Source organism: Chromobacterium sp. W521, from assembly GCF_052805975.1.
In genome coordinates this window covers 48,601-71,236 of sequence record NZ_JBRBAF010000018.1, presented here as the reverse complement: position 1 = coordinate 71,236, position 22,636 = coordinate 48,601, and the positions used below count along the sequence as shown (strand labels likewise).

At 63.0% G+C, this 22,636-nt stretch carries 22 protein-coding genes; 5 read left to right on the top strand and 17 right to left on the bottom strand.

The genetic code is table 11. The annotated features are described in order from the left end of the window. The 4 genes from ACUXV1_RS21490 to ACUXV1_RS21475 all read right to left on the bottom strand — a co-directional run. A partial coding sequence (locus ACUXV1_RS21490) for an ABC transporter permease (RefSeq protein ID WP_446016443.1) occupies positions 1-1,020 on the bottom strand: 1,020 nt, incomplete at its 3' end. A 16-nt stretch (positions 1,021-1,036) separates the two neighbouring features. Beyond that, positions 1,037-1,978, bottom strand: a complete 942-nt coding sequence (locus ACUXV1_RS21485; RefSeq protein ID WP_081557110.1) for an ABC transporter permease — start codon at positions 1,976-1,978, stop codon at positions 1,037-1,039. A gap of 56 nt (positions 1,979-2,034) precedes the next feature. Continuing rightward, positions 2,035-3,840, bottom strand: a complete 1,806-nt coding sequence (locus ACUXV1_RS21480) for an ABC transporter substrate-binding protein (RefSeq protein WP_081557109.1) — start codon at positions 3,838-3,840, stop codon at positions 2,035-2,037. A 208-nt stretch (positions 3,841-4,048) separates the two neighbouring features. Further along, entirely contained in the window at positions 4,049-4,882 is an 834-nt protein-coding gene (locus ACUXV1_RS21475) for an SDR family NAD(P)-dependent oxidoreductase (RefSeq protein ID WP_043639872.1), read from the bottom strand. A 256-nt stretch (positions 4,883-5,138) separates the two neighbouring features. Here ACUXV1_RS21475 and ACUXV1_RS21470 point away from each other — a divergent pair, with 256 nt between their 5' ends. The 3 genes from ACUXV1_RS21470 to dxs are packed head-to-tail and all read left to right on the top strand — an operon-like array spanning position 5,139 to position 8,122. Then, positions 5,139-5,372 (top strand): exodeoxyribonuclease VII small subunit, encoded by a 234-nt coding sequence (locus tag ACUXV1_RS21470; protein WP_019100400.1) that lies wholly within the window; start codon positions 5,139-5,141, stop codon positions 5,370-5,372. Continuing rightward, on the top strand, positions 5,362-6,258 hold the full coding sequence (locus tag ACUXV1_RS21465; protein ID WP_446016446.1) for a polyprenyl synthetase family protein: 897 nt from the start codon (positions 5,362-5,364) through the stop codon (positions 6,256-6,258). Before ACUXV1_RS21470 ends, ACUXV1_RS21465 begins: the two co-directional genes overlap by 11 nt. 13 nt (positions 6,259-6,271) lie before the next feature. Continuing rightward, the gene (gene dxs, locus ACUXV1_RS21460; RefSeq protein WP_081557106.1) at positions 6,272-8,122 is read left to right on the top strand and encodes a 1-deoxy-D-xylulose-5-phosphate synthase; all 1,851 of its coding nucleotides are present in this window, start codon (positions 6,272-6,274) and stop codon (positions 8,120-8,122) included. 216 nt (positions 8,123-8,338) lie between these two features. On the opposite strand, the gene ACUXV1_RS21455 is transcribed toward dxs, so the two are convergent. After that, positions 8,339-9,121 (bottom strand): alpha/beta fold hydrolase, encoded by a 783-nt coding sequence (locus ACUXV1_RS21455; protein WP_043639885.1) that lies wholly within the window; start codon positions 9,119-9,121, stop codon positions 8,339-8,341. A 209-nt stretch (positions 9,122-9,330) separates the two neighbouring features. Between ACUXV1_RS21455 and dsbD the strand changes: the two genes are divergently transcribed. Further along, positions 9,331-11,127 carry a protein-disulfide reductase DsbD gene (gene dsbD / locus ACUXV1_RS21450; RefSeq protein ID WP_446016448.1) on the top strand — a complete coding sequence of 599 codons (1,797 nt, stop codon included), beginning with the start codon at positions 9,331-9,333 and terminating at the stop codon, positions 11,125-11,127. A gap of 90 nt (positions 11,128-11,217) precedes the next feature. Next, positions 11,218-12,330: an AI-2E family transporter gene (locus ACUXV1_RS21445; protein ID WP_052370704.1), complete on the top strand. Its 1,113-nt coding sequence runs from the start codon at positions 11,218-11,220 to the stop codon at positions 12,328-12,330. Positions 12,331-12,513: 183 nt separating this feature from the next. Here the strand turns inward: ACUXV1_RS21445 and ACUXV1_RS21440 are convergent, their stop codons facing one another. From ACUXV1_RS21440 to bamA, 12 genes are all read right to left on the bottom strand, one after another. Further along, the gene (locus tag ACUXV1_RS21440) at positions 12,514-12,849 is read right to left on the bottom strand and encodes a 2Fe-2S iron-sulfur cluster-binding protein (protein ID WP_446016451.1); all 336 of its coding nucleotides are present in this window, start codon (positions 12,847-12,849) and stop codon (positions 12,514-12,516) included. 3 nt (positions 12,850-12,852) lie between these two features. Continuing rightward, positions 12,853-14,046 carry a molybdopterin molybdotransferase MoeA gene (locus ACUXV1_RS21435; protein ID WP_194426626.1) on the bottom strand — a complete coding sequence of 398 codons (1,194 nt, stop codon included), beginning with the start codon at positions 14,044-14,046 and terminating at the stop codon, positions 12,853-12,855. Further along, a complete protein-coding gene (gene mobB, locus ACUXV1_RS21430; RefSeq protein WP_081557121.1) occupies positions 14,033-14,539 on the bottom strand; it encodes a molybdopterin-guanine dinucleotide biosynthesis protein B in 507 nt (168 codons plus the stop codon). Before mobB ends, ACUXV1_RS21435 begins: the two co-directional genes overlap by 14 nt. Positions 14,540-14,764: 225 nt before the next feature. After that, positions 14,765-14,977, bottom strand: a complete 213-nt coding sequence (locus ACUXV1_RS21425) for a hypothetical protein (protein ID WP_019100291.1) — start codon at positions 14,975-14,977, stop codon at positions 14,765-14,767. 55 nt (positions 14,978-15,032) lie between these two features. Then, positions 15,033-15,524: a DNA-deoxyinosine glycosylase gene (locus ACUXV1_RS21420; protein WP_337881926.1), complete on the bottom strand. Its 492-nt coding sequence runs from the start codon at positions 15,522-15,524 to the stop codon at positions 15,033-15,035. Further along, on the bottom strand, positions 15,521-16,123 hold the full coding sequence (gene rnhB / locus ACUXV1_RS21415; RefSeq protein ID WP_203390948.1) for a ribonuclease HII: 603 nt from the start codon (positions 16,121-16,123) through the stop codon (positions 15,521-15,523). Before rnhB ends, ACUXV1_RS21420 begins: the two co-directional genes overlap by 4 nt. After that, positions 16,120-17,292, bottom strand: coding sequence for a lipid-A-disaccharide synthase (gene lpxB, locus ACUXV1_RS21410; RefSeq protein WP_043639902.1), 1,173 nt, complete (start codon positions 17,290-17,292; stop codon positions 16,120-16,122). The genes rnhB and lpxB overlap by 4 nt, the downstream gene beginning before the upstream one ends. A gap of 5 nt (positions 17,293-17,297) precedes the next feature. Continuing rightward, positions 17,298-18,074, bottom strand: coding sequence for an acyl-ACP--UDP-N-acetylglucosamine O-acyltransferase (gene lpxA / locus ACUXV1_RS21405; RefSeq protein WP_081556723.1), 777 nt, complete (start codon positions 18,072-18,074; stop codon positions 17,298-17,300). A 2-nt stretch (positions 18,075-18,076) separates the two neighbouring features. After that, the gene (gene fabZ, locus ACUXV1_RS21400; protein WP_043639907.1) at positions 18,077-18,529 is read right to left on the bottom strand and encodes a 3-hydroxyacyl-ACP dehydratase FabZ; all 453 of its coding nucleotides are present in this window, start codon (positions 18,527-18,529) and stop codon (positions 18,077-18,079) included. Continuing rightward, positions 18,522-19,586, bottom strand: coding sequence for a UDP-3-O-(3-hydroxymyristoyl)glucosamine N-acyltransferase (gene lpxD / locus ACUXV1_RS21395; RefSeq protein WP_203390950.1), 1,065 nt, complete (start codon positions 19,584-19,586; stop codon positions 18,522-18,524). Before lpxD ends, fabZ begins: the two co-directional genes overlap by 8 nt. Before the next feature lie 254 nt (positions 19,587-19,840). Further along, positions 19,841-20,326, bottom strand: a complete 486-nt coding sequence (locus tag ACUXV1_RS21390) for an OmpH family outer membrane protein (protein ID WP_446016456.1) — start codon at positions 20,324-20,326, stop codon at positions 19,841-19,843. 18 nt (positions 20,327-20,344) lie between these two features. Continuing rightward, complete coding sequence (gene bamA / locus ACUXV1_RS21385; RefSeq protein WP_043639920.1) at positions 20,345-22,633, bottom strand: outer membrane protein assembly factor BamA; 2,289 nt, start codon at positions 22,631-22,633, stop codon at positions 20,345-20,347. Between the last annotated feature and the right edge of the window lie 3 nt (positions 22,634-22,636).

Below are 22,636 nucleotides of genomic sequence, written 5' to 3'. Positions count from 1 at the left end.
GGTCAACATGCTGAAAGCGGTCACCAAGGTGGACATGAACACCACCACCATGGCCAGTTGCCACCAATAGCCTTGCAACAGCTCTTCCGGCACTTCCGCCAGCATGGAGCCCCAGCTGACTTGGCGCACGTCCACGCCGAAGCCGAGGAAGGACAGGATCACTTCGTACTTGATCAGGCCCACCATCAAGAGGGAGAACTGCACCAGCAGCAGGTGGGAGACATTGGGCAGGATGTGGATGAACATGCGGCGGCTGTGGCTGGCGCCGATGGCGTCCGCCGCCTGCACGTATTCGCGCGAACGGTTCTTGATGAACTCCGCGCGCACCAGGCGGAAGGTGCCGGTCCAACTGGTCAGCGACAGCACCAGAATGACGGTGGCGATGCCGCGCCCGGCCACCGCGGCGAAGGCGAGCAGCAAGAGCATGTCCGGCACCGAGGTGAACACGCTGTAAAACCACATTAGGAAGTCGTCCACCTTGCGGCCGAAGTAACCGGCCACCGCGCCCAGCGAGGTGCCGATCAGGATGGACAACAGCGCGCCGAAGAAGCCCACCAGCAGCGAGGTGGCGGTGCCCTTGATCACTTTGTCCAGAATATCTCGGCCGCGCTGGTCCGCGCCGAAGGGCAGCGATTCCACTTTTTTCACCTCAGGCTTGGCATATTGGGCCGCGTGGGGACGCGCGGCTTCCAGCCAATCGTGGATGGGATCTTCCGACGGCTTCAGCCGTTCGGTGGGCACAATGGCAGTGGAAGGGCCTCCGGCGGCGGCTGTGGTGTCCTGTTGGCGGTATTGTTCCAGCAACAGTGTGGGGGGCGCGTAGGAAGCAGCGATTTCGTCGTCCCAGCCGCGGCCGGCCAGGTTGAGCCAGCCGGCGGCCGCCAGCAGCATGAAAGCCACCACCACCCAGAGCGAAACGAAGCCGATGCGGTCGCGCTTCAGGCGTTGCCAGCCCAGCGCCCACAGGCTGCGCGAGGGGGCGGCCGGCGCGGCGCCGGCGGTGTTTTGCAATGTTGTCATTTTTTGTGCTCCGCGCTTACTTGAGTTGCACGCGTGGATCGATCCACTTGTAGATGATGTCGGCCAGCAGGTTGAACACCATGGCGGCGGCGGCGATGGTCACGGTGATGGCTTTGATCACCGGGAAATCGCTCTTGTCCACCGCCATCAGCAGTTCATTGCCCATGCCGGGAATGCCGAAAAAGCGCTCCAGCAGCATCGAACCCAGCACCAGGAAGGGCAAGGACATCATTACCGCGGTGACCACCGGGATCAGCGCGTTGCGCAGCACGTGCTTGAAGAGCACGGTTTTTTCCGACAGGCCCTTGGCGCGCGCGGTGCGCACGTAGTCGTGGCCCAGCTCTTCCACCACAAAGCTGCGGTAAAAACGCACATTGGGCGCCAGCGACACCAGCATGCCCAGGATCAGCGGCAGCGGCACGTAGATCAGCAGGCTGCGCAGCAGGCTGCCGTCGTCCCACCCCATCACCGGAAACCAGTCCAGTTTGAAAGCCAGCAAGTACTGGCCGACGATGATGTAGGCCAGCGAACTGATGGACATGGCCACGGTGCAGATCAGAGTCACCATGCGGTCGGTCAGCGTGCCGCGGTAGTAAGCCACGACGATGGCGATGGGCAGCGCGGTCAGCAGCTCAAACACCAGCAAGGTGCCGGTCAGCGTCAGCGAGGGGCCGACGCGCGAGGCCAGCGTGGCGGTGACCGATTGCTGGGTGGACCAGGAAGTGCCAAAGTCGAAAGCGGCCACTTGCTTGACGAAGAGCCAGAACTGCTCCGGCAGGCTTTTATCCAGGCCCAGCTGGGCACGGATATTCAGCAGCATTTCGGGCGTCAGGCGCTTGCCCGCCAGGATGTAGGTGGGGTCTCCGCCCACCCAGTTGAACAGCACGAACACCAGCAGCATGACGCCGAACATCGTCGGCACCATCTGCCAGATTCGGCGAATGATGAAATTGAACATCGGGAATCTCCAGCAGGTGGAACGCGCCACCTGGCGCATTTAGGTCAATCCAAGCCTCAAGGCCGCTGGCTCAGGTCAATATCGACATAGCGCCAGGAGCCGGCAACGCCATCGACCGACATTGGATGCACTACCAAGCCTTTCACATAGCTATGGCTGACGATGTTGTTAAAGCGCGTCACCCCCGGAATCATCGGCTGATAAGCGGCCGCTACCCGGTTCATCCGATCAAACTGCTTATTCCGCTCCGGACCATTCGGCAGGATTTGGGATGCCAGGTAGGCTCGGTCATAATCCGGGTGGCTGAAAAACGTCTTGCTGCCCTGGCCGATCAAACCGCTCCATAACGACGAAACGAAGTCATCCCCGTCCGGCGTCGCCGCCGACCCGCCTAAAGTCCACATTTGCAGTTTTCCGGCATAAGAGGCCTTGAGGTTTTCGTTCCACTTGGCCACTTTGAAGACGACGCGAAGCTTGATGCTGTCGAAAGCCTTCTGCCATATCTGGTTGAACTGCTTGTCGAAAGCACTGCCCTGAGTGGCCTGAGTGATCAACAGCGGCTGACCGTTGGGCTGGCGACGGTAGCCGTCCGGACCGATCTTGTAGCCGGCCTGATCCAGCAAAGCATTGGCCAGCGCCGGGTTGAAATCCGGCGCGCCACGGAAGTGCGGGTCATTGCCCACCATGTTCAGGGGCACCAGATTCTGCAACTGGATAGCCTGGCCGCTATACAGCAGCTTGATCACTTCCTGGCTGGGATAGGCCATGCCGATGGCGCGGCGCAAGGCGACCTTTTGCTTGCTGTAGCCGCCCACCACCGGGTCGCGCATATTGAAGAAGGCATAAGTCACATCCATGCCCAGATTGTGGTGCAAGCGGATGCCGCGCTGCGCCAGCATCGGATTGAGGCTGGCCTGGAAGGGGTTGGCCTCGCTGCTGTGCACGGTGGAGGGAATGGCGGACTTGGGCACGCCGGACACATCCAGTTGCTTGTTGAGGAAGGACAGCCAGCGCGGCTGCTCCTCTTCCAGCACCTTGATATCGATGCGTCCCACGATGGGCAGGGTCTTGCCCTGTAAATCTCGCATGATTTCGGCATTGGCCGGATCTGCGGCGGCAACGCTGCTGAACACGTCCTTGCGGTATCCCGGATTAGCCTCCAGCATGATCCGGTTGCCCGGCTTCCAGTCTTTCAACATATATGGGCCGGTGCCCACCGGATGCGAGTTGGTATCCTTGGCGTAAGCCTCGATCGCCTCCCGCGCCACCGCGCCGGCGTTTTGGGCCGCCAGGGTATTGATGAAATTGAAGTTGGGCTTTTTCAACCGCAATTGCAGTGTGTAACGGTCCAACACCTGGATGCCTTCCATTGGACCGTCGTAATTGAATTTCCCGGTTTTGCGGGCCTGCTTTCCCGCTTCCTCCAAACCGATGATGAAATCGGTAAAGCCCGCCGGGCTGGGCGAGTTCACCACCGGATCGGCAAATCGCTTGAAGCTATAGGCGTAGTCCATAGCGGTCAGTTCGCGCTTTTTGCCTTTAAAAACGGGATCGTCTGCAAAATAGATGCCGGGCCGGATCTTGATGGTGAACACCTTTCCGTCCGCGGATACCTGAGGCAAACCTTGGGCCGTGGCCGGCGTCACGACAAGCGGCCGCGCCAAATAGTCGTATCGATACAAGGTATCGAAGATATTGTCGATCACCCCCAAAGAGTAGACATCGTACACTTTGGCCGGATCGAAACCGGACTCAGGCGCGACGAAATTCACCCGCAGCGTCTTGTTCATATCGGCCGCCTGAGCGGACGCGAATAGGCCCGCCCCCGCCAGCAGCAGGGGCAGCCATTTCCAGCGATTCATCTCGCTTACTCCTTTGTGTCACGGAGCCGGGAAACCCGGCGTCTCTATTGTTATGCCTGCTCCAGCATGAGGAAATGCCATGAGCAAGTGCCGTGACTGTAAAGCGAATCCGCCGGCTAGATCAACAAGAAACTATCAAAATGGCATCAAAGAAAAAACATGTCTATGCATAGAAAAACTCATGCTAAGCCAAGGACTTGGGCCCATCTCAAGTCGCCGCACGCAAGGCCCAGTCAAAACAACGGGTTGGCAGCAAGCGGCGCAGCCACCAATACAGTTTGGTAGGAAAGGTGACCCGGTAGCGCGCCGCCGGCTTGGCCGCCGTGATGGCGCGGTGAACCGCCTCCGCCACCGCGCTGGCCGGCAGGGTGAACGGCGCGGCATGGCCCTCTTTCTTCAGCCGCGCCAGTTGCTGCTGGTAGGCCTCTTTATGATGGCTGGCGTCGATGTCCACGTTTTTCAGGAAGCGCGCCAGCGCATTGGGGCGAAAACGGCTTTCTATCGGCCCCGGCTCCACTAGGGAGACATGGATATTGGTGCCATGCAGCTCATGGCGCAGGGTGTCGCACAGGCCTTCCATCGCGAACTTGCTGGCGTTGTAGGCGCCGCGCCAGCGCATGGCGGCGAAACCGAGGATGGAACTGTTGAACACGATGCGGCCATGGCCCTGGGCTCGCATTACTTTGAGCGCGGCGTTGGTCAGCTCCCAGGGGCCGAACAGATTGGTCTCGAACTGCTCGCGCATCGCCGCTCGGCTGATGTCCTCCACCGCGCCAGGCTGGCCGAAGCCGGCGTTGTTGAACAAGGCGTCCAGTCGCCCGCCGGCCATCTCTACCGCCTGTGCCAATCCTTCGCGAATGGAATCGGCGTCGTCCACGTCCAGCCGGATGCAAGCCATGCCCTCGCTGCGCAAGCGCTCCACGTCGGCGGCGGCGCGGCAGCTGGCGATCACGCGCCAGCCGCGCTGGGCCAGGATTACGGCCGTGTGGTAGCCGATGCCGCTGGAGCAGCCGGTAATCAGAATGGTTGGTTGCGAATGCATGCTGGCCCCTGTCGTTTTCAATTGGCGACACCCTACCTCAAATGCGGGCGCCGGGGAATTGTCCGCTAGACGCGCTCGCTTTCCGCGCCGCTACCATCCCAACAGCATCCTTGCTTGCCAAAAGCGCTCAATCGCCTCTGTCGCCGCACCCGGTAATTGGACTAGAATGACGGCCTTAAAGAGCCGCCTGCGCCCACGCGACACCGACGGAGCCCGCACGGAGCGGCCACCACGAAAGCACCATAAGGAAAACGCCATGGCTAAAGCCAACAAAGCGCCGGCCAGTTTCGAAACCGCACTGGCCCAACTGGAAGACATCATCCAGGCGATGGAAAGCGGCGACATGCCGCTGGAAACGGCGCTCGGCTCCTACAAGCAGGGCATAGAATTGATCAAGTTCTGCCAGGCCAAACTGGCCGACGCGGAACAGCAACTGAAAATACTCGAAAACAACGAACTCAAACCACTGGAATTGTCCAATGGCCAATAAACCTTTCATGGCCTGGATGACCGATATCCAGCAGCAAGTGGAAGGTGCGCTGGAACGCCTGCTGCCCTCCGATCAGCACACGCCGCAAAAACTGCACGAAGCGATGCGCTACGTCTGCCTGGGCGGCGGCAAGCGGGTACGCCCGCTGCTGGTGTTCGCCGCCGGCGAATTGGTGGGCGCCTCGGCCGACAACCTGGCCCGCATCGGCGCCGCGCTGGAGATGGTCCACGTCTATTCGCTGGTGCACGACGACATGCCCTGTATGGACGACGACGTGCTGCGCCGCGGCAAGCCCACTTGTCACGTGGCTTACGATGAAGCCACCGCGCTTTTGGCGGGCGACGCGCTGCAAACCCATGCCTTCGATACGCTGAGCGCGCCGCTGCCGGGCGTGGCCCCCGCGGCTCAGCTCGCCATGGTTCACACCCTGGCCCGCGCCGCCGGCCATGCCGGCATGGCCGGCGGCCAGGCCATAGACTTGGCCAGCGTGGGCAAGGCGCTGAACCAGCCGGAACTGGAATACATGCATTTGCTGAAAACCGGCGCGCTGATCCGCTCGTCGGTATTGCTGGGCGCCATGGCCGGCCGGCCGTTGAGCGAGGAGGAAACCGCCCGTCTGGACGTGTTCGCCAAGCGCATGGGCCTGGCCTTCCAGGTGGTGGACGATGTGCTGGACTGCGAGGCGGACACCGCGACGCTGGGCAAAACCGCAGGCAAGGACGCCGCCCACGACAAGCCCACCTACGTCAGCCTGATGGGGCTGTCCGAAGCCAAGCAGTTTGCCCGCGACTTGCGCGACGAGGCGTTTGCCGCGCTGGAAGGATTTGGCGATTCCGCCCAACGATTGAAGGAACTGGCCGACTACATCGTCGCGCGCTCGTTCTGAGAAGCAGAAAACTATGTATCCCTTGCTCGAGACCATTCAATGCCCTGCCGACCTGCGCAAGCTGTCGCGCCAGCAGCTTGCGCCGCTGGCCACGGAACTGCGCGACTTTCTGGTGGAAAGCGTCAGCAAGACCGGCGGCCACTTCGCCTCCAACCTGGGCAGCATTGAGCTGACCATCGCCCTTCACTATGTCTTCAACACCCCGGACGACCGCCTGGTGTGGGACGTGGGCCACCAAACCTATCCGCACAAAATCCTGACCGGCCGCCGCGAACGCATGGGCAGCATGCGCCAGAAAGGCGGCTTGGCCGGCTTTCCCAAGCGCGACGAATCGGAATACGACACCTTTGGCGTCGGCCATTCCTCCACCTCCATCGGCGCGGCGCTGGGCATGGCGGTGGCGGCCAAGACTCAAGGCATAGAGCGCAAAAGCGTGGCCATCATCGGCGACGGCTCCATGACCGCCGGCCAGGCTTTTGAAGCCCTCAACAACGCCGGCGCGATGGACACCGACCTGCTGGTGGTGCTCAACGACAACGAGATGTCCATCTCGCCCAATGTGGGCGCGCTCAACAACTACCTGGCCAAGCTGATGTCCGGCCGCTTCTACGCGGCGATGCGCGAAGGTTCCAGCAAGGTGCTGGGCATCGCTCCGCCGCTGAAGGAGATCGCCAGCAAGGTGGAAGAGCACGTCAAGGGCTTCTTCACCCCGGGTACCCTGTTCGAGGAGTTCGGCTTCAACTACATCGGCCCCATCGACGGCCACGATGTGGACGTGCTGGTGGACACCCTGAGCAATATCCGCAGCCTCAAGGGGCCGCAGTTCCTGCACATCGTCACCAAGAAAGGCCACGGCTACAAGCTGGCGGAGAGCGACCCGGTCAAATACCACGGCGTCACCAAGTTCGATCCCAATAACGGCCTGGCCAGCGGCAAGGGCGGCGGGAAGCCGCAGTACACCCAAGTGTTCGGCGACTGGATCTGCGACATGGCCAAGCGCGACCCGCGCCTGGTGGGCATCACTCCGGCGATGCGCGAAGGCTCCGGCCTGGTGCGCTTCGAACAAGAGCACGCGGACCGCTATTACGACGTGGCCATCGCAGAACAGCACGCGGTCACCTTCGCCGCCGGCCTGGCCTGCGACGGCGTCAAACCGGTGGTGGCCATCTACTCCACCTTCCTGCAACGCGCTTACGACCAGCTGATCCACGACGTGGCGCTGCAAAACCTGCCGGTCTTGTTCGCCATCGACCGCGCCGGCCTGGTGGGCGCGGACGGCCCCACCCATGCGGGCGCCTTCGACCTGTCCTTCCTGCGCTGCATTCCCAACCTGACGGTGATGGCGCCTTCGGACGAGAACGAATGCCGCCAGATGCTGTACACCGGCTTCCAGATGAACAGCCCGGCCGCGGTGCGCTATCCGCGCGGCACCGGCCCCGGCGCCGAGATCCAGGCGGAAATGACGGCGCTGCCGCTAGGCAAGGGCTTGGTGCGCCGCCAGGGCGAAAAAGTGGCCATCCTCGCCTTCGGCAGCATGGTAACGCCGGCGCTGGCCGCGGCCGAGGCGCTAAACGCCACCGTGGCCGACATGCGCTTCGTCAAGCCGCTGGACGCGGAACTGGTGTGCCGGCTGGCGGAAAGCCACGATCTGGTCATCACCGTGGAGGAAAACGTGGTGATGGGCGGCGCCGGTTCGGCCTGTGTGGAGGCGATGCAAGCAATGGGCATCCTTAAACCAGTGCTGCAATTGGGTCTGCCGGACGATTACGTGGAGCACGGCGATCCGGCCGGCTTGCTGGCCGACTGCGGCCTGGATGCCGCCGGCATCGAGCGCAGCGCGCGCCAACGGCTGGCCATGCTGTAAGAGCCTGTTCACGATCTCGCAAGCAAGGGCGAGACAAGGCGAAAACAAGCGAAAAAGCGGAATGTACAAGGGGTACATGAGCATTTTGAGCGTGTTTTTAACGCTGTATCGCCGCTGCGCAGCAGATCGTAAACAGGTTCTCAGCCCTCTCCTTGCGACAACACAAAGCCCGGCTTGGTCGGGCTTTGTTTTACCTGAAACCGCCTTTGGAAACGCTCAAGACTCCAGCAGCTCCAAAATGCGCCGCGCGGTTTCCTCCGGCCGCTCCAGCGGGAACAGATGGCTGCCCTGCTGCATCTGCACCTGAATATTGAAGTGTTTGCGCATGAAGCGCAGGTCCGCCGGCTTGAGCACATCCGAACCGGCTCCCGCGATAAAGGCGGCCGGCACTTTCAATTGGCCGCGATAACGAGGAAAATCATGCGGCAGCGCGCAGTAAATCTCATGTTCTATCTGCGGACGGAATTTGAGCTTGCGCCCGCCCTGTCCGTCGTCCACGGTGCCGTGCTCGGCGTAGTCGGCCAGGCAGTCCGGATCGAAACGGGCAAACATCGGCTTGCGGGCGAAGTAGTCGTGAACCATGGCCACCGATGCCCAGTTATCGCGCCGCTTCAGGGTGTTGCCGCCCGGGGTGACGCGGTCGATGAAGCCCAGCTTCTTGGCCAGCCAAATGCCGCGCGAGCGGAACGGCCCCATCAGCGGCGAATCCAGAATCACAATGCGCTTGAACAACTCCGGCCGGCGCAATGCGGCATAGAACATCAAAAAGCCGCCCAGCGAATGGCCGACGCCGACGATGGGCCCTTGATAGTGGCTTTCGATGTGCGCAATGGTTTCCTCCACCAGATGGGGCCAGCAGTCTGTCACCGGATAGGCCGGATCATGGCCGATGGCATCGAGGAAGCCCACTTGGTGGCGCTCGCCCAACGCGGCTAGAAACTTGCGGTAAACCGAGGCCGGAAAACTGTTGGCATGAGCAAAGTGAATCGTTTCTCGCATGATGTATGGTGTTGCGCCCTAGTTTTTATATAAATATTCTATCTTACCGTTTGCCCGGAATTTGAATTTAATGCATATTGTTTTCGCATAGCAAGACGCGGCGGCAACCCAGTCCGCCGCCCTCCGCGCCCCGCCCGGCCGCCAAGGAACCAATGCCTGAGCGCGCCGGTCATTCAAACGCTAACGACCATAAACCATAGAGTCATCCCGTGCCAATCAACTTATCGCTACTCTCATCCCGGATCGTGGGCTTGCTCGCGGTCTCGCTGGCCTGCCTGGGCTTGAGCCTGCCCGCGCACGCCGTCAACCAGGACGATCTGCTGCCGGCGGAGCAAGCCTTCGCCGCCAAGGTTGAACGCGCCGGCGAACAGCTCAAGCTGACGCTGGACGTGGCTCCCGGTTACTACCTGTACCGCGACCGCACCCAGATCAGCAGCCAGCCGGCCAAGCTGGTGGGCGCGCCGCAGTTCCCGGCCGGCAAGGAAAAGAACGACCCGTACTTCGGCAAACAAACCGTATTCACCGGCAAAAACGTGATAACGGTGCCGCTGCAAGCCAATGCGCCTGCAGAGTTTGAGTTGCAAGTACGCCTGCAAGGCTGCGCCGACGCCGGCGTGTGCTATCCGCCTTACACCCACAAGCTCAAAGTGGGCGGCACGCCGTCCGCCGGCGGCAAGCTGGGCGAATGGCTGTCGGAGGCGCCCCCTCAGGGAAAGTCCCCGGCCGGCAACAATGAGCTGGCAGCCCAGGGTTGGCTGACCACATTGGGCACCTTTTTGCTGGCGGGCATCGGCATGGCGTTCACCGCCTGCATGTACCCGCTGCTGCCCATCGTCTCCTCATTGATTGCCGGCCAGGGCGCTACCCTGACCCGCCGCCGCGGCTTCCTGTTGTCCTTCACCTATGTGCAAGGCCTAGCGCTGACTTACACCGTGGTCGGCGTCATCGCCGGCCTCACCGGCGCCTTGCTCACCGTATGGCTGCAACAGCCGGCGGTGGTGCTAAGCGCCAGCGCGCTGATGGTGGTGTTCGCGCTGTCCATGTTCGATCTGTTCACCATCCAGCTGCCGTCGGCGCTGCAATCGCGGCTGGCCGACACCTCCAATCATCTGTCCGGCGGCAAATTCGCCACCGTATTCGCGATGGGCGCGCTGTCCGCGCTGATCATCGGCCCCTGCGTCGCCCCGCCGCTGGCGCTGGCGCTGGGCTATATCGGCAGCACCGGCGACGCCGCTCTGGGCGGCGCGGCGCTGTACGCGATGGCGTTGGGCCTGGGCCTGCCGCTGATCCTGATCGGCACCTTCGGCGGCCATGTGCTGCCCCGCGCCGGCGGCTGGATGAAAACAGTCAAAGCCGGCTTCGGCGTCGTGATGCTGGGCCTGGCCATCTGGCTGGCCACGCCCTTCCTGCCGGGCGCGCTGGTCATGCTGCTGTGGGCCTTGCTGCTGATAGGCAGCGCGGTGTCCCTGGGCGCGCTGGAGGCGCTGCCGAGCAACGCCGGCGCTCCGCGTCGCTTGGGCAAGGCCGCCGGGGTGGCTCTGCTGCTGATCGGCGCGGCGCAATTGGCCGGCCTGCTGGCCGGCGCCGACAACCCGCGCTACCCCTTGCGCTGGCTGGGCCAGGGCCAGGCGGAGGCCAAGGCCGCGGCGGCGTTCCAGCCGGTGGCCAACAGCGCACAACTGGATGCGCTGCTGGCCAAGGCCAAGGCGGAAGGCAAGCCGCTGTTGCTGGATTTCTATGCCGACTGGTGCGTGTCCTGCAAGGAGATGGAGGCGGAAACCTTCCCGAATCCGGCGGTCGGCCGCCAAATGCAGGGCTATGTGCTGGCCAAGGCCGACGTCACCGCCAACAGCGCGGAGCACCAGGCTTTGCTCAAGCGTTTCGGCCTGTTTGGCCCGCCGGGCATTATCTTGTTCGACAAACTGGGGCAGGAAGCGGATCGCGTGATCGGCTTCACGCAGGCGGAAGCCTTCGCCAAGACCCTGGCGACGGTGAATCCGCAATAGCGGCAAGCGCCAATTGCATTCACGCTCATTGCATTGCAGAATCAGCGGGCCGATCTTTCGATCGGCCCGTTTTCATTTTCCGAGAGCCCCATGGCCATCAATAAAGCGTTCTCCAATGTCAGCATCCTGGCGGTGTTTCAGATCGCCATCATCGCGCTGCTGGTGATGTCCTGCCTGCGCGTGATCCAACCCTTTCTCGGCGCTCTGACCTGGGCCGCCATCATTGCCATTTCCGCTTGGCCAATGCATTGCCGACTACGGCAAAAGCTGGGAGAGCGCCACAAATTGGCCGCCCTGCTCATCGTGCTGGCGCTGGCCTTGGCCCTGGCCATCCCCATCGGCCTGATGGCGCTGACCCTGGCCGACACCCTGCCCCACCTGTCCGGCCTCACCCACGACCTGACCCAGTTGACGCTGCCCAACGCGCCTACCTGGCTGGCCAATATCCCGGTAGTGGGCGAAAGCCTGCAAAAGCTGTGGGGCAGCGTGCAGGCCGACCTGCCCGGCTTCTTCGAGAAAATCCGCCCGGCGGTCAACCAAGGCGCGTTGTGGCTGCTGTCCGGCGGCGCCAATCTCAGCCTGAGCCTGCTGGAAATCGTGCTGGCCATCATTGTGTCCGGCTTGCTGCTGATCAACGGCGACCGGCTGTGGGACATGGTGGAGCTGATCGTGATCAAGCTGGGCGGCGCGCCGGCCGGCGAATTGCCGGATGTGATCGCCCGCACCATACGCAGCGTTACCACCGGCGTGGTGGGCACCGCGCTGGCGCAGACCATCCTGTGCGTGATCGGCCTTTTGATCGCCGGCGTGCCCGGCGCGCTGGTGCTGGGCTTCCTCTGCTTCATTGTCGCGGTGGCGCAAATGCCCACGCTGATCGTCTGGCTGCCGGCCGCGGCCTGGGTGTTTTACACCGGCAACACCGGCCTTGGCATCTTCCTGCTGGTCTGGGGCTTCTTGCTGATCAACACCATAGACAATATTCTGAAGCCCTTGCTGATCAGCCAGGGCGCGCAGATGCCGCTGTCGCTGATCTTTCTGGGCGTAATCGGCGGCCTGATCGCCTGGGGGGTGATAGGCCTGTTCATCGGCCCCACCCTGCTAGCGGTGGCCTTGACCATGTTGCGCCATTGGCTGCGCCCGGAATGCCCGGAGCCCAAGACCGGCGAGGACGACACCTGCGAACAGGCCGGCGCTTCCGAATAACGCATCAAAAGAGGCTGTTGACGATCTGCTACGCGTCGGCGCTGCGGCATTGAAAACGGCCTCAAAATGCTCATGCACGTGTGCATACTCGGCTTTTTCAGCCGTTTTCGCTAGCGCTCGCAAAATCGTAAACGCCTTCCAAATACACAAGGGCCCGCATGCGGGCCCTTGTGTATTTGGCGCTCAAAACGCCGGACACTCCACTTCCCAGTCTTCCTCGCTCAGATGTAAATGGCAGGCCAGCCGCCAAGGCCGCGCTTCGGTCCAGCATTCGCTGGCGGCCAGGGCGGCGTCGATGGCGCCTGCGCGGAGCAACACGTTGCGCTCCTTGCGGCTGGGCCGCTGCTCCGCCCCCGGTGTCGCCAGCCTCACCTTGCAGGTGCCGCACGTGCCCTGCCCGCAACGCCAGTGCAGGGGCACATCCGCCAGCCGAGCCAGATCCAGCAGGTTATCGCCAGCCGCCGCCTGCTGTTCGCCGAGCAGCGCGCCGTTTTCATCGACGAAACGGATGGTGGGCACGACTCACTGCACCAGCGGCAAATAGGGCAGCATATCGCCGCGCGCCACGGCCTGACCCGGCTCCAAGCGCACCAGGCCGTCAGCCCAGGCACAGGACATCAGCACGCCGGAACCTTGCTGCGGGTACAGTTCCAGTTGCCAGCGGCCGTCCACGCACACGCGCCGCACGCGGATGAATTCGCTGCGGCGCGCATCCGGCCGGGTCCAATCAAAAGCCGCCGGATAAGGGCCTTCCGGCGTCAGCGCCGATACCGGCAGGCCGGCGCGCCGCTCCAGGAAGGCCCTCGCCAACACCTGGAAGGTGACGAAGCCGGACACCGGGTTGCCGGGCAGACCGATGAAATCCGCCTGCCCCACCTTGCCGTAGGCCAGCGGCTTGCCCGGCTTGATTGCCAGCTTCCACAGGTCTAGCGAGCCCTCGGCCTCCACCGCGGCCTTGACGTGGTCTTCCTCACCCACCGACACCCCACCGCAGGTCATGATCACATCGGCGGCATCCGCGGCGTCGCGCAGCGCCTCCCGCGTGGCGCCAAGAGAATCGCGGACAATGCCCAGATCAATCACCTCGCAGCCCAGGCGCATCAGCGCCGGCGCCAGCCAATAACGATTGGAGTTGTAAATCTGGCCGGCGGCCAGCGGCCGGCCCGGCTCCACCAGTTCGTCGCCGGTGAAGAATACCGCCACCCGCAACGGGCGGAACACCGTCAGCGTCTCCACGCCGATGGACGCAGCCAGACCGATGTCGGCGGGGTTCAGCACCTTGCCCGCCGGCAGGATTTCCTGACCGACGCGGATGTCTTCGCCGCGGCGACGGATGTTCTGGCCGGTGCTGGCCGGCTGGCTGAAACTGACTGTGCCGTCGTCGGCCGTTTCGGCCTGCTCCTGCATGATGACGGCGTCGGCGCCGGGCGGAATGGGCGCGCCGGTAAAAATGCGCGCCACGCTGCCGGCGGCCAGCGCTTGCGGCACGCTGCCGGCGGGCACTCGCTGCGACACCGGCATCGCCGCGGTTTGCTCCGCGGCGCGCAAGGCGTAGCCGTCCATCGCGCTATTGTCGTGCGGCGGCACGTCCAGCGTGGCCAGCACCGGCTCGGCCAGCACGCGGCCGGCCGCCGCCAGCAGTTCGACTTGTTCAGTGGCGGCCAGCGGCTGCGCGCGTTGCAGCAGCCAGTCGCGGGCTTGTTCAAAGCTCAGCATGGGACAGGTCCAATCTTGAAATCAGGAAGGCGGCGACAGCGTCCGCGTCGTCGCGATGAAACCAGGGGATGTCCAGCGCCTGCGGCAAGTCGCCGACCACGGCCAGCACTTGCGGATCGACCGGATGCAAAGCCGGCGCGGCCAAAGCGCTGTTGACCACTTCTATCTTGGGAATGGCTTCCTGTTTGAAGCCTTCGGCCAGGGCCAGGTCGCAGGGGCCCAGCATGGCCAGGTGGGCGGCCAACGGCAGCTCGTTGCTGTCCGCCAGTTCCTCCACCAGCATACGGCGACGGGCCGAAGCCAGCAGCACTTGCGCCGCGCCGGCCTGGCGGTGGCGCCAGCTATCCTTTCCCGGGGTGTCCCAGTCCACATCGTGGTGAGTGTGCTTGATCACGGCGACGCGCAGGCCGCGCGCCGTCAGCCGGGGAATCAGTTTTTCCAGCAAGGTGGTCTTGCCGCTGCCGGAATAGCCGGCGAAACCCAACACGCGCATGGCGCAGACGCCCCCATAAAGATTCAGGCGGCCATGATAGCATGGCCGCCCGCGGGCTTGACTCCTACCAAAGAGCTAGCCGCCTAGAGCGTATTTACGATCTTGCCGGCTAGAGAGAGACAGGCGAAAACAGCGGAGAAAGCGGAGTGCGCATCCAGTCCATGAGCATTTCGAAGACGGTTTTAACGCCGTATTGCCGAAGCGCAACAGACTTTGAACAGGCTCTTAGGCCGCATGAGCTAGCTTGCTGGCGGGCTCCGGTGTTTCAAAACGTTTCCAGTCCACGATCATCACCTGGGTCAGCCCGCAGTCCACCGCCAGCTGCGCCTCGATTTCCTCCAGCACCTGATGGCAATGGATCACGCCGTTGATCACCACTTCGGCCCGGCGCATCACGCTGTCGTCCGGCGTGACAAACCATATGCAGTAATGGCCCATATTCGCTCCCCCAGGTGGTTTCATCGCGACGACAAGCGCATTTGGCCATCGTCAACTACAAATATCGTCCCAGTTGCCGCCAAACTTCAAGTTTTCTGTCAAACGCCAGGGTATGCGCCGGGCTTGAGGATGGCAAGGCCAGGATGTCCAGGGCCAGCCCGTCCAGCTGTCCGGCCGCGCGCGCGGCGGTGGCGCCGTTGAAAGCGACCGCGCGCAGCCGCGGCAGGCTTTGCGCCAGCTCGCGCAAATCGTTGGACTGCTGATCGCGGATGTCGGCGTCCAGGCTGCCTCGGCGCCGCGCGCTGGCAATCACGTCCCAGAGCGCCACGCCGGCCTGCTGCAGCGCCTTCAGGCGCTCGGCGTAGGCCAGTTCGACCAAGCGCTGGCCAGTGATGGCCTGCATCAGCGGCCAGAATTGATTGCGGGGGTGAGCGTAGTACTGGCCGGCCTGCAAGGAGGCGTCGCCGGGCAAGGAACCCAGCACCAGCACGCGGGCGTCCGGCCTCGCTACCGGCGGGAAGCAGGATTTGGCGCCCTCGCCGCTCAAAACAACTGCCCCTGCTGGCGCGCCAGCCAGGCTTTGACCGGACCAAAGCTCTTGCGGTGAGCCGTCAAGGCGCCGTGCCGTTCCAGCGCGGCCAGGTGTTCCGCGGTGGGATATCCCTTGTGGCGAGCGAAGCCGTATTGCGGATAGAGAGCGTCCAGGGCCACCAGTTCGGCATCGCGCGCGGTTTTGGCCAGAATGGAGGCCGCGGAGATGGCCGCCACCTTGGCGTCGCCCTTGACGATGGCTTCCCCAGGCACCGGCAGCCCCTTGGGCACACGGTTGCCGTCGATCAGCGCACGCGTCGCCTGCGGCTGCAGGCCTTGCACCGCGCGCGTCATCGCCAGCATGGTGGCGTGCAGAATATTGAGCTTGTCGATTTCCTCGACACTGGCGCTGGCGATGCACCAGGCCAGCGCGTCGCGCTTGATCAACAAGGCCAGCTCGTCCCGGCGGGCCTCGCTCAGCACTTTGGAGTCCGCCAGGCCGGCGATAGGCTTGGCCGGGTCCAGAATCACCGCGGCGGCGAACACCGCGCCGGCCAGCGGGCCGCGGCCGGCTTCGTCCACGCCGGCGACCCTCTCCAGATCAAGCCCGCTCATTGCCGCCCCGCCACCTGCAACACCGCGTCCGCGGCCAGCGCGGCGGTGTCCTGACGCAGCGACTGATGCAGCTCGGTAAAGGTCTGCACCATCTCGCGGCGCGCGTCCTGATCTTCGTACAGCCTTTGCATCTCCGCCGCCAGCTTGGCCGGCGTGGCCTGTTTCTGCAGCAGTTCCGGCACCACGAAGCGCCCGCACAGGATATTGGGCAGGCCGACGTAGGGCAGACGGATTTTGCGTTTGACCAGGCGGTAAGTCAGCGCGGACAGCTTGTAGCTGATCACCATCGGCTTCTTGGTCAGCGCCACTTCCAGCGTGGCGGTGCCGCTGGTGACCAACACCGCGTCGCTGGCGATCATCGCCATCTGCGCGTGGCCGAACAGCTTGCGCAAGGGCAGATCCCAGCCCTTGTGACGGGTCAGCATGCGGTCGAACAATTCCATCGTTGGACGCGTGGCCAGCGGCACCAGGAACTGGGCGTCCGGATAGCTTTTCAGCAGCAACTTGGCGGTTTCGATGTACAGCGGCGCCATGTGCTCCAGTTCGCCGATGCGGCTGCCCGGCATCAGGGTGAACACCGGCGCGCGCTGCGGCAGCCCCAGTTGTTCGCGCATCGCGCTCTGGTCCGGCCTCAACGGGATCTCGCTGGCCAACGGGTGGCCGACATAGGTCACCGGCACCCCGGCCTGGCGGTACAAGGGAGGCTCCATCGGGAACAAGCACAGCATGTGACTGACGCTGCGGCCTATCTTCTGCACCCGCTCCGGACGCCAGGCCCAAACCGAGGGGCTGACGTAGTGAACGGTGGGAATGCCGGCGCGTTTGAGCGCGGCCTCCAGATCCAGGTTGAAGTCAGGCGCGTCAATGCCGATGAAAACATCCGGCTTCTCCGCAATCAGGCGGTCGCGCAGGGTACGGCGGATGCGCAGCAACTCCGGCAAACGCTTGAGCACCTCAGCGTAGCCCATCACCGCCAGCCGGCTTTGCGGCGCATGGCTGACGAAGCCCCTGGCTTCCATCCGCGGGCCGCCGATGCCGGCGAACTCGATGTCGGGATAGCGCGCCAGCAGCGCGTCCATCAGGTGGGCGGCAAGAAGGTCGCCAGAGGCTTCCCCAGCCACCATGGCGACCTTCAGTGCCCGCTTGCTTTTAAACAAAGTGTCGGGCATGGATCTTAGCGAATGATGCCTCTGGCGGACTGGCCAAAGAAGCGGGTGAACGGCGCCAGCTCGTCGTGGCCGACGGCGGCCTCCTCCAGGATGGCGGCCTTGGCGTCTTCGAAGGGCAGACCCTGGCGGTACAGCGTCTTATAAGCGCCACGCACGCGGCGGATCTGCTCTGCGCTGAAACCCCGGCGTCTCATGCCTTCGGCGTTGATGCCGGAGGGCACAGCGCGGTTGCCGTGGGCGGTCACAAATGGCGGGATGTCCTGAGCCACGGCGCTGGCGAAAGCGGTCATCGCATGCTCGCCAATAATGACGAACTGGTGCACGCTGGTGAAACCGCCCAGGAACACCCAGTCGCTGATATGTACGTGACCGGCCAGCGTAGCGTTATTGGCCAGGATGGTATGGCTGCCCACCTGGCAGTCATGCGCTATGTGCACATAGGCCATCACCCAGTTTTCATTGCCCACGCGGGTCACGCCACCATCCTGCACCGTACCGGTATTAAAGGTGCAAAATTCGCGGATGGTGTTGTTGTCGCCGATTTCCAGGCGGGTCGGCTCGCCAGCGTACTTCAGGTCTTGCGGTATGGCGCCCAGCGAGCAGAACTGGAAGATGCGGTTGTTCTTGCCGATGGTGGTATGCCCCTCGATCACCACATGGGGACCAACCCAGCTGCCGCTGCCGATGCTGACGTTGGGGCCGATGATGGAGTAAGGACCGATCTCGACGTCGTCGGCGATCCGGGCCTTGGGGTCGACGATGGCGGTTGGATGGATGGCCATGATCACACCTCGCGCTTGGCGCACATGATTTCGGCTTCGCAAGCCAGCTGGCCGTCCACCAGCGCGCGGGCGGAGTACTTGCCAATGCCGCGCTTGCTGGTGATCAGCTCCACTTCGAAGGTCAGTTGGTCGCCCGGCACCACTTGGCGCTTGAAACGGGCGTTGTCGATGCCGACGAAGAAATACAGCTCGTTCTCGGCGCGCTCGCCCTGGCTGCGGATGGCCAGGATGCCGGCGGCCTGAGCCATCGCCTCGATGATCAGCACGCCCGGCATCACCGGATACTGCTCGAAGTGGCCAACGAAGAACGGTTCGTTGATGGTGACGTTCTTCAGCGCCTTGATGCGCTTGTTTTCCTCGAATTCGGTGACACGGTCCACCAGCAGGAAAGGATAGCGATGCGGCAGATAGCGCATGATTTCGCGGACATCAATGGTGATGGCGTGTTCAGACATTGGGGGATTCCTCCTGATTCTTCATTTCTTTGAGCTCGCGTTCGAGCTGCTTGAGCCGCTTGGCCATATCATCCAGGTGACGGACGTGCACGGCGTTGGCCAGCCACTCTTTCATCGGTTGCAATGGGTAAGACGAGGCGTAAGTGCCCGGCGTCTTGATCGACTTCGACACCAGGGTGCCGCCGCCGATATGGGTTTTATCCGCTATTTCAATATGGCCGACGAACATCGCCGCGCCGCCCACCGTGCAGTAAGCGCCGATTTTGGCGCTGCCGGCGATGCCGACGCAGCCGGCGATGGCGGAATGCTCGCCGATCTGTACGTTGTGGGCGATCTGCACCAGGTTGTCCACCTTGGCGCCTTTCCTGATGACAGTGTCCGCCATCGCGCCGCGATCCACCGTGGTGTTGGCGCCGATTTCCACATCGTCCTCAATGATGACGCGGCCGGTTTGCGGAATTTTGAACCAGTGGTCCTTATCCCAGGCCAGGCCGAAGCCGTCCGCGCCGATCACGCTGCCTGAGTGCACGCCGACGCGGTTGCCCAGCACACAGCCGTGGTACAGCGTGACGTTGGGGTACAACACCACGTCGTCGCCCAACACACAGTCGTCTCCCACCACCACGCCCGGCAGCAGACGGCAGCGCTCGCCGATGACCACATTACGGCCGATGCTGACATGCTCGCGCACCTCGGCGCTGGCCGCTACCCGAGCGCCCTCGCCCAGCACCGCGCTGGGGTGCACGCCGGCTTGCGGCTGCGGCTGCGGGTGGAACAAGGCCGCCAGGCGCGCGAAGTAGAGATAGGGGTCGGCGGCGACGATCCAGGAGCGCTGGCTCCAGGCCTCGCTCTGCGCCAGCTCTTCCGCCATCTTGGGCGAAACGATCACCGCGCTGGCGTCGCTGTCGTCCAGCTGCTTGCGATACTTGGGATTGGCCAGAAAGGCGATATCGCCGGCCGCGGCCGCTTCCAGCGGCGCCAGGCGGCCGACCGTCAGGTCCGGGCCGGCCCGCTCGCCGCCCAACCTTTCGATAATAAATGAGAGGGTATAAGCCATCAAAAACGAAAGCCGACCTGGGGTCGGCTTGCTCCCGTAATTATGTGTTGGCGCACCGGCCACAGCCGCGCACATCCGGGGCGGCCGTTAGAACCTGTTCAAGGTCTGCTGCGCTTCGTGGAGCGTCGCACGGTGAGTACAAGCTCAAAATGCTCATGTACCCCTCGTACACTCCGCTTTTTCGCTCGTTTTCGCCTTGTCTCGCCTTGGCTCGCGAAACTTTGAACAGGCTCTTAGGCCGCCCCGCCCTGCCTTCAGCGTTCCAGTTCCTTCAGAACCTTGGGCGTCAGGTCGTACTTGGGGTTCACATACACCACGTCTTGCAGGATCAGATCGTACTGCTCGCGCTCGGCAAGTTGCTTGAGCGCGCGGTTGGCCCGCTCCTGCACCGAAGCGAACTCCTCGTTGCGGCGCTGGTTGAAGTCCTCAAGCAGTTCCCGGCGCTTGGTCCGATAATCCCGGTCCAGCGCCGCGTACTCGCGCTCGTAGCGCTTGCGGTCATCTGGGCTCAAGCTGCTCTTGGCCAGTTGAGACTCCAGCTCCTTGCCGCGCGCCTCCATCTTGTTCAGCTCGTTGCGCCGCTCGGAGAACTCCTTGTCCAGGCGTTTCTGGATGGCGATGGCCGGCGCGGCTTCGCGATAGATGCGCTCAGTGTTGACATAGCCTATTTTGAGTTCGGCCGCCTGGGCCGACATGGCGACTGCCGATACGATGGCGGCCGCCCACAGCAATGCTTTCATATAACAACCCCGTCAATTTTAGAACACGGTACCCAGCTGGAATTGGAAGCGCTGGACTTTGTCGTTGTCCTTCTTCTTCAGCGGATTGGCGATACTGAACTTCATCGGCCCGATCGGAGACAGCCAGGTCAGCGCCACGCCCGCGGAATAGCGGATGCCGTCGCCGGCGGAACTGCCCGCCACAGACGGATCCCACAAGGTGCCGGCGTCGAAGAACAAGCTGGTGCGCACCGACTTATTGTCCTTCATTCCCGGGAACGGGAACAGCACTTCTGCGTTGGCCACCGCCTTGCGGGTGCCGCCCAGGTAGTCGCCGTTGGTGTCGCGCGGGCCGATACTGCTGGTGTCGTAACCGCGCACCGAGCCCAGGCCGCCCATGTAGAAGTTCTGGAAGAACGGCAGGCGCGAGGTTTTGCCGTAACCGTCGGCATAGCCCAGTTCGCCGTTCAGCATCAGGGTGAAGGTTTTGCTCAGCGGGAAGAACCAAGTCTGCTGGTGAGTCAGGCGATAGTACTGCAGATCGCCGCCCGGCAGGCCCGCGTCCGCGCCCACCTTGATCACCGCGCCGCGGGTAGGCCACAGCGCGCTGTCGCGGGTATCCCGGCCCCAGCTGATGGTGCCCAGCAAGGTATTGTTGCTGCTGCCGTACTGGTTGACGAAGTCCTTGTAGCGCTGCGGACTGTTGTTGTAGGTGCTGATCTTGGTGTTTTCCGCGCCGATGCTGAAGTTGATGCGGTCGTACTCGGTCACCGGCACCCCGAAGCGCACCGCACCGCCTATGGTGCTGGTCTTGTACGCGGAGATATTGGTGGCGTCCGGGTTGTAGACTCGGTTGTACAAGTCGTAGCCCAGGCTGACGCCGTCCGGGGTGAAGTACGGATCGGTGAAAGACAGCGAGATATTCTTGTTCACCTTGCCGGTGGACAGGCCCAGCGACATGTATTTGCCGGAACCAAAGATATTGCTCTGCGACAGGTTGGCGGACAATTGCACGCCCTCGCCCTGCACAAAGCCGATACCGGCGGATACGCTGCCGGTGGAGCGTTCCTTCAGGCTGATGTTCATGTCCACCTGGTCGGCGGCGTCGGGCACCGCCGGGGTTTCGATATTGACGTCTTCGAAATAGCCCAACAGTTCAACGCGTTCCTTGCTGCGCTTGATCTTGTCCGCGCCGTAAGGGGCGCCTTCCAGCTGGCGCAACTCGCGTCGAATCACTTCGTCGCGGGTCTTGGTGTTGCCGGCGATATTGACGCGGCGAACATAGGTCTTGCGGCCCGGATCCACAAAGAAGGTAAAGGCCACCGTCTGTTTGTCGTGGTCGATGTCCGGCAGCACGTTGACGTTGGCGAAGGCGTAGCCGGCCTGGCCCAGGCGGTCGCTCAGCGATTTTACCGATTCGGTGATGCGCTCGTTGTTGAAGGTGTCCCCGGACTTGGCCTGAATCAGCTTGCGCAGGTCCGCTTCCGGCACTTTGAGGTCGCCGGCCAGCTTGATGTCGGAGATGGTGAACTTCTTGCCTTCGTGAATATTCACCGTCAGGAACATATCCTGCTTGTCGGCGCTGATCGACACCTGGGTGGAGTCGATGTTGAACTCGAGATAACCCTGGTTCTGGTAGAAAGCTTTAAGTTTCTCCAGGTCGCCGGTCAGCTTCTGCTTGGAATATTGGTCGTCCTTGGTTACCCACGACAACCAGCCGCCGGTGGTCAGGCTGAACTGGTCGATCAGCTCGGACTGTTTGAAGGCATTGGCGCCAACGATGCGGATTTCCTTGATGCGCGCGGTCACGCCTTCGTTGATGTCCAGCGTCACCGCCACGCGGTTGCGTTCCAGCTTGGTGACCGAGGGAGTCACTTCCACGGAGTACTTGCCGCGGCTGTAATACTGGCGCTTGAGTTCCTGCACCGCGCCGTCCAGCAGCGCCTGATCGAAAATCAGCGATTCGGCGAAACCGTTGTCCTTCAGCGCCTTTTTCAGTTGGTCCTTGCTGAACTCCTTGGCGCCGTTGATGTTGAGCTGGCTGACCACCGGGCGCTCTGCCACGGCCACGATCACCACGCTGTCGCGCGATTCGATGCGCACATCGTTGAAGAAGCCGGTGGCGAACAAGGCCTTGATCGCCTCGTTGGCTTTCTGGTCGTTAAAGGTGTCGCCCACCTTGACCGGCAGATAATTGAACACGGTGCCGGGTTCGGTGCGCTGCAGGCCCTCAACCCGGATATCCTTGATGACAAAGGGATCAACAGCCCAGGCCATGGAGGCCGTAGTCAAGCCCAATACGGCTGCTGCAAGCAATTTCAATTTCATAGA